The organism is Reichenbachiella faecimaris (genome assembly GCF_900176375.1).
In the GTDB taxonomy this organism is placed as follows: domain Bacteria; phylum Bacteroidota; class Bacteroidia; order Cytophagales; family Cyclobacteriaceae; genus Reichenbachiella; species Reichenbachiella faecimaris.
In genome coordinates this window covers 225588-229920 of record NZ_FWYF01000004.1, presented here as the reverse complement: position 1 = coordinate 229920, position 4333 = coordinate 225588, and the positions used below count along the sequence as shown (strand labels likewise).

The 4333-nt window shown below is 38.6% G+C and carries 6 protein-coding genes; 3 read left to right on the top strand and 3 right to left on the bottom strand.

Features of this window, described 5'->3' with window-relative positions:
• Positions 1-80 precede the first annotated feature (80 nt).
• Positions 81-782, bottom strand: a complete 702-nt coding sequence (locus B9A58_RS17665; protein WP_084374213.1) for a LytR/AlgR family response regulator transcription factor — start codon at positions 780-782, stop codon at positions 81-83.
• A 35-nt stretch (positions 783-817) separates the two neighbouring features.
• Positions 818-1405 carry a riboflavin synthase gene (locus B9A58_RS17660; protein ID WP_084374212.1) on the bottom strand — a complete coding sequence of 196 codons (588 nt, stop codon included), beginning with the start codon at positions 1403-1405 and terminating at the stop codon, positions 818-820.
• A 132-nt stretch (positions 1406-1537) separates the two neighbouring features.
• On the opposite strand from B9A58_RS17660, the gene B9A58_RS17655 reads away from it, so the two are divergent.
• Genes B9A58_RS17655 through B9A58_RS17645 form a run of 3 tightly spaced genes read left to right on the top strand, consistent with a single transcriptional unit; the run spans position 1538 to position 3202 of the window.
• Complete coding sequence (locus tag B9A58_RS17655) at positions 1538-2161, top strand: protein-L-isoaspartate(D-aspartate) O-methyltransferase (protein ID WP_317042079.1); 624 nt, start codon at positions 1538-1540, stop codon at positions 2159-2161.
• Between the two features lie 5 nt (positions 2162-2166).
• Positions 2167-2691: an acyl-CoA thioesterase gene (locus B9A58_RS17650; protein WP_084374420.1), complete on the top strand. Its 525-nt coding sequence runs from the start codon at positions 2167-2169 to the stop codon at positions 2689-2691.
• Positions 2684-3202, top strand: coding sequence for a hypothetical protein (locus B9A58_RS17645; protein ID WP_084374210.1), 519 nt, complete (start codon positions 2684-2686; stop codon positions 3200-3202). Before B9A58_RS17650 ends, B9A58_RS17645 begins: the two co-directional genes overlap by 8 nt.
• A 3-nt stretch (positions 3203-3205) precedes the next feature.
• On the opposite strand, the gene B9A58_RS17640 is transcribed toward B9A58_RS17645, so the two are convergent.
• Complete coding sequence (locus tag B9A58_RS17640) at positions 3206-4306, bottom strand: redoxin domain-containing protein (protein WP_084374209.1); 1101 nt, start codon at positions 4304-4306, stop codon at positions 3206-3208.
• Positions 4307-4333 lie beyond the last annotated feature (27 nt).

Sequence of the window (4333 nt, the reverse complement as noted above, 5' to 3'; positions counted from 1 at the left end):
TGGTGTCATTCCTTAATAAAAAGGCCTTGCTTGAATATTCAAGCAAGGCCTTTTTATTTTCAATTTTGGTGTGTAATGTATTACAACATATTCAGTCGTTCAAATACCTTTTCCCTATAAGAAACTCCAACAGGAATGTATTTTTCGTTAATCACTACATTCATATCTTCAAAGTAGTTGATCTTGTCGTAGTTTATGATATAAGAGCGATGCACACGGCCAAAAGTGCTTGCTGGCAATTTCTTCTCTATTCCCTTCATCGTATGATGCACAATGTGCTTGCCACTGATTGTATTGAATATCACATAATCAGCCATAGCTTCAATAAAAAGAATATTGTCCAAGATAATCTTGTAAATTCTGGAGTCTGATTTTACATATAGTTCGTGAAAACTTTCGGCTTTTTTACGCTGATTTTCTAAGGTTTCGTTGGCTTTTACGGCCGCTTTGAGGAACCTACCATAGCTAAAAGGTTTAACTAAGTAGTCCGTTACATTCTTCTCAAAAGCACGGACAGCGTACTTTTCAGCTGAGGTAATCATGATCACCTGATAGTCCGCTGTCAATGATTCCATCAACTCGATACCAGACATTTCTGGCATTTCAATGTCAAGAAATATGATATCGACATCAGGATTGTCTTTTTGAAGTAGGATATTGGAAGCTTCTATACCATTAGACATCTCATGTGTCATTTCGAGGAAATCGGTCTTCTCAACATATTTTCTGATCATGAGCCTGGCCAGCTCATCATCATCCACTACCATACAATTCAGCGCCATATATAAGTCTGCTTAGTTTTTATTAATCTGTTAATTTACTTTTTATTTAAAAGTTTAGAAACATATTTTCCAATAATATCAAATTCCAGATTGACGGTGTCTCCAACTCGCAATGTTTTGAAACTCGTATGCTCCATAGTATAGGGTATTATAGTCACAGAAAATTTACCGTCACCTGAATTGAAACAAGTCAAACTAATGCCATTGATACAGATAGAGCCCTTTTCTACCGTGACATTTCCTTTATTTTGGTCATATTCGAAGTCAAATAACCAGCTTCCATCTCTTTCTTCCTTATTTGTACATTTTCCAGTTTGATCCACATGACCTTGTACAATATGTCCGTCAAATCGACCATTGGCAATCATACATCTTTCTAAATTGGTGATGTCACCACTTTTCAACTGGTTGAGATTTGTCTTGAGAAGTGTTTCTTCTACGGCTGTTACCTTATGCCAATCTTCGGCTAGCTCGGTAACTGTCAGGCAAACACCATTGTGGGCAACACTTTGATCTATTTTGAGTTCGTTGCTAATCGCACTTTGTATGGTGAAATCAATGTTGGTTCCTGATTGATAAATTTCTTTTACGATTCCAATGTTTTCAATTATCCCTGTAAACATATGATTAATAGGTTCTATAAAAATTTAATGTAAGGTTAGCTAAAATATACGGGTCGTGGAATGATCAATAATTAATTTATCTCCTATTTTTGGTCGTTCATGGAATTGAAGGATACCTACAAACATAAAGGAATGAGGAAATCTCTCGTGAGAAAATTGCGCGAGAAGGGGATAAGCAATGAAAGAGTACTTGATGCTATTGGGAAAGTTCCAAGACACTGGTTCTTTGACGAAATTTTTGTAGAGCACGCCTATCAAGACAAGGCCTTTCCTATAGCTGAAGGCCAAACCATTTCTCAGCCTTATACTGTAGCTTTCCAAACTGATTTGCTTGAGGCCAAACCCGGTAAGAGGATATTAGAAATTGGTACAGGCTCTGGTTATCAAGCATGTGTACTCGTGGAAAATGGGGTGGATTTAGTGACTATCGAGTATAAGGAGAAGTTGTCAAAGCTGGCTCAAAAAATGCTTAAGTTTATGGGCTACTCACCACGGTTTATCATAGGCGATGGTTCATTAGGATATGATAAATTTGCGCCATACGACGGAATTATCGTAACGGCTGGAGCACCTACAGTACCCAAAGCGCTAATAGATCAATTGAAACCTGGTGGACATTTGGTAATTCCAGTAGGGAATAGAACCACCCAAAAAATGTTACGTTTGACCAAGCAATTAGACGGAAGAATTACAAAAGAAGAATATAGCAATTTCAGCTTTGTGCCTCTTTTAGGGGATGAGGGTTGGAAAAAATAAAACGCATGAGTAAAAAGAAACAAAAGACACCTTCAGAGTCAATCGCGATCATGACTGAATTGGTACTGCCCAATGATACCAATACCCTCAACAATCTGATGGGAGGTAGACTGCTGCATTGGATGGACATTGCGTCAGCCATTGCGGCACAAAAGCACTCTAATCGTATCGTAGTGACGGCTTCGGTAGATAATGTTTCCTTTTCAGCTCCGATTCGATTAGGCAATGTAATTACCCTTACGGCCAAAGTGACACGATCATTTAATTCTTCTATGGAAGTATTTATTGACGTTTTAGCTGAGGATATCCCAGGAGGAAAGAAAGTGAGTAGCAATCAAGCTTTTTATACATTTGTGGCTGTGGATCAGGGAGGAAGTCCTATAGATGTACCAGAAGTAGTGCCTGAAACTGATGAAGAAAAGGAGATGTACGCAGGGGCATTGAGGCGGAGACAGCTTCGTCTGGTATTGGCCAAGAAAATGAAACCAGAGGAGGCCACTGAACTCAAATCAATTTTTATCAATGAATGAGTCTAACGATTTTTTAAAATTTCTGATCAACGAAGATATTTTTTTGATTGACGAAAAGTCAGTGAAGAATTCTCAGGTTGATGCAGTTGTTGACCATGAAGATACTCCCCAAAAGGAGAAAGTGTCTACAGTTCAAGAGCCTTCTGTAGAATTAGAAAGTCCTGCAAAACCAACTCATGAAACTCTAATATTATTTGACAATCCTACAGCCGTCAATCTTCCAACATCAGATTTAGAATATTTAGGTAAAATCTTAGGTGCCATTGGTAGTTCTATAGAAAAGGTGGACTTTCAAAATGTAGCTGCGACTACACCCAAAACAGTAGGATATAGTTATGTGATCGCCTTTACGCCCAATCACCAGTTGCCCGTGCCAGTGAGTACACAGCAATATGTGTCAACCAAGTTGGGTGATGGTCAATTGATAGTAGCTGACGCTTTGAACAATATTTCTGCTTCTCCAGATTTGCGAAAGAAACTGTGGGGAGTTCTACAGCAAGTTTTTAAATAAATGTCAACCGAAAATTTCCTTGAGTTTAGCTTCTAATTCTGCACCTCTCAAATTTTTTGCTATGATGGTTCCGTCAGGGCCAATGAGGTAAGTAGCAGGAATTGAATTGATTTGATACAGCTGCGCGGCCTCAGATTCGAAGTATTTCAAATCTGAAACCTGTGCCCAAGTCAGTTGGTCTTCTGCTATGGCCTTTACCCAGGATTCTTTTTGCCTGTCCAAGGATACTCCAAGAATTTCGAAGCCTTTGCCACCATACGTTTGATACATTCTAACCACGTTGGGGTTTTCAGCTCTGCAAGGTCTACACCATGCTGCCCAGAAGTCGATCATTACATATTTTCCTTTGAATGAGCTAAGGGATACAATTTCTCCTGCAGGATTGGGAAGTGATATTTCTGGAGCAGGTGAGCCTACAGCCAGTTTACGATAGGCCTCTACTTTCTTTACCAATTCATTGGTGTAGCTGGAGTTTGGGAGCTCTTTTTGATATTTCTGAGCTAGGCTATCAAGAAATGCAAATTCATTTTCTTCATCAATAAAGGAAGTAGATAAAATACCAGCTATGGAGCCATCCATCTTTAATATAGCCGATTTGATTTGATTATCACTTGTAGCTTTCATTTGCATAAAACGATTTCTGATATCTTCCAAAAGTTGCATGTCACCACTATTCCTTGCATTCATAAATTCTTCATTGAGCGTCTGAGACTGTTTTTCGAAGTCTTGCTTCAATGCTGTGAGTGCATAGATGTAGTCCATGTCTTTAGAGCCACTTACTTTATAACCACCTCTTGGGTCATTTTCATCTTTCACTAACTGGATGTCAGAATCGCCTAGAATCATATTGGTGACGTGTCGGTTGTAGAAGTTAAGGCGATAAAAGCCAGGCTCAGCTACCTTGAGTATTCTGTTGTAATTACCATGAGGTTCTAATCTGAACGAATCAATGACTGTGAGTTCATTGTTCATGATCAGTTCAATTTTCACCAATTGATCTTCTACTGGATTGTCATAATTTCCTGAAATAGTGATGCCTTCTTTTTGGGTACATGCCGAAGCAAGGATCAATGATGTAATTACAAAAAATAAATTTTTTCTCATCTTCTTATTTTTACCGTTCTCAACAGT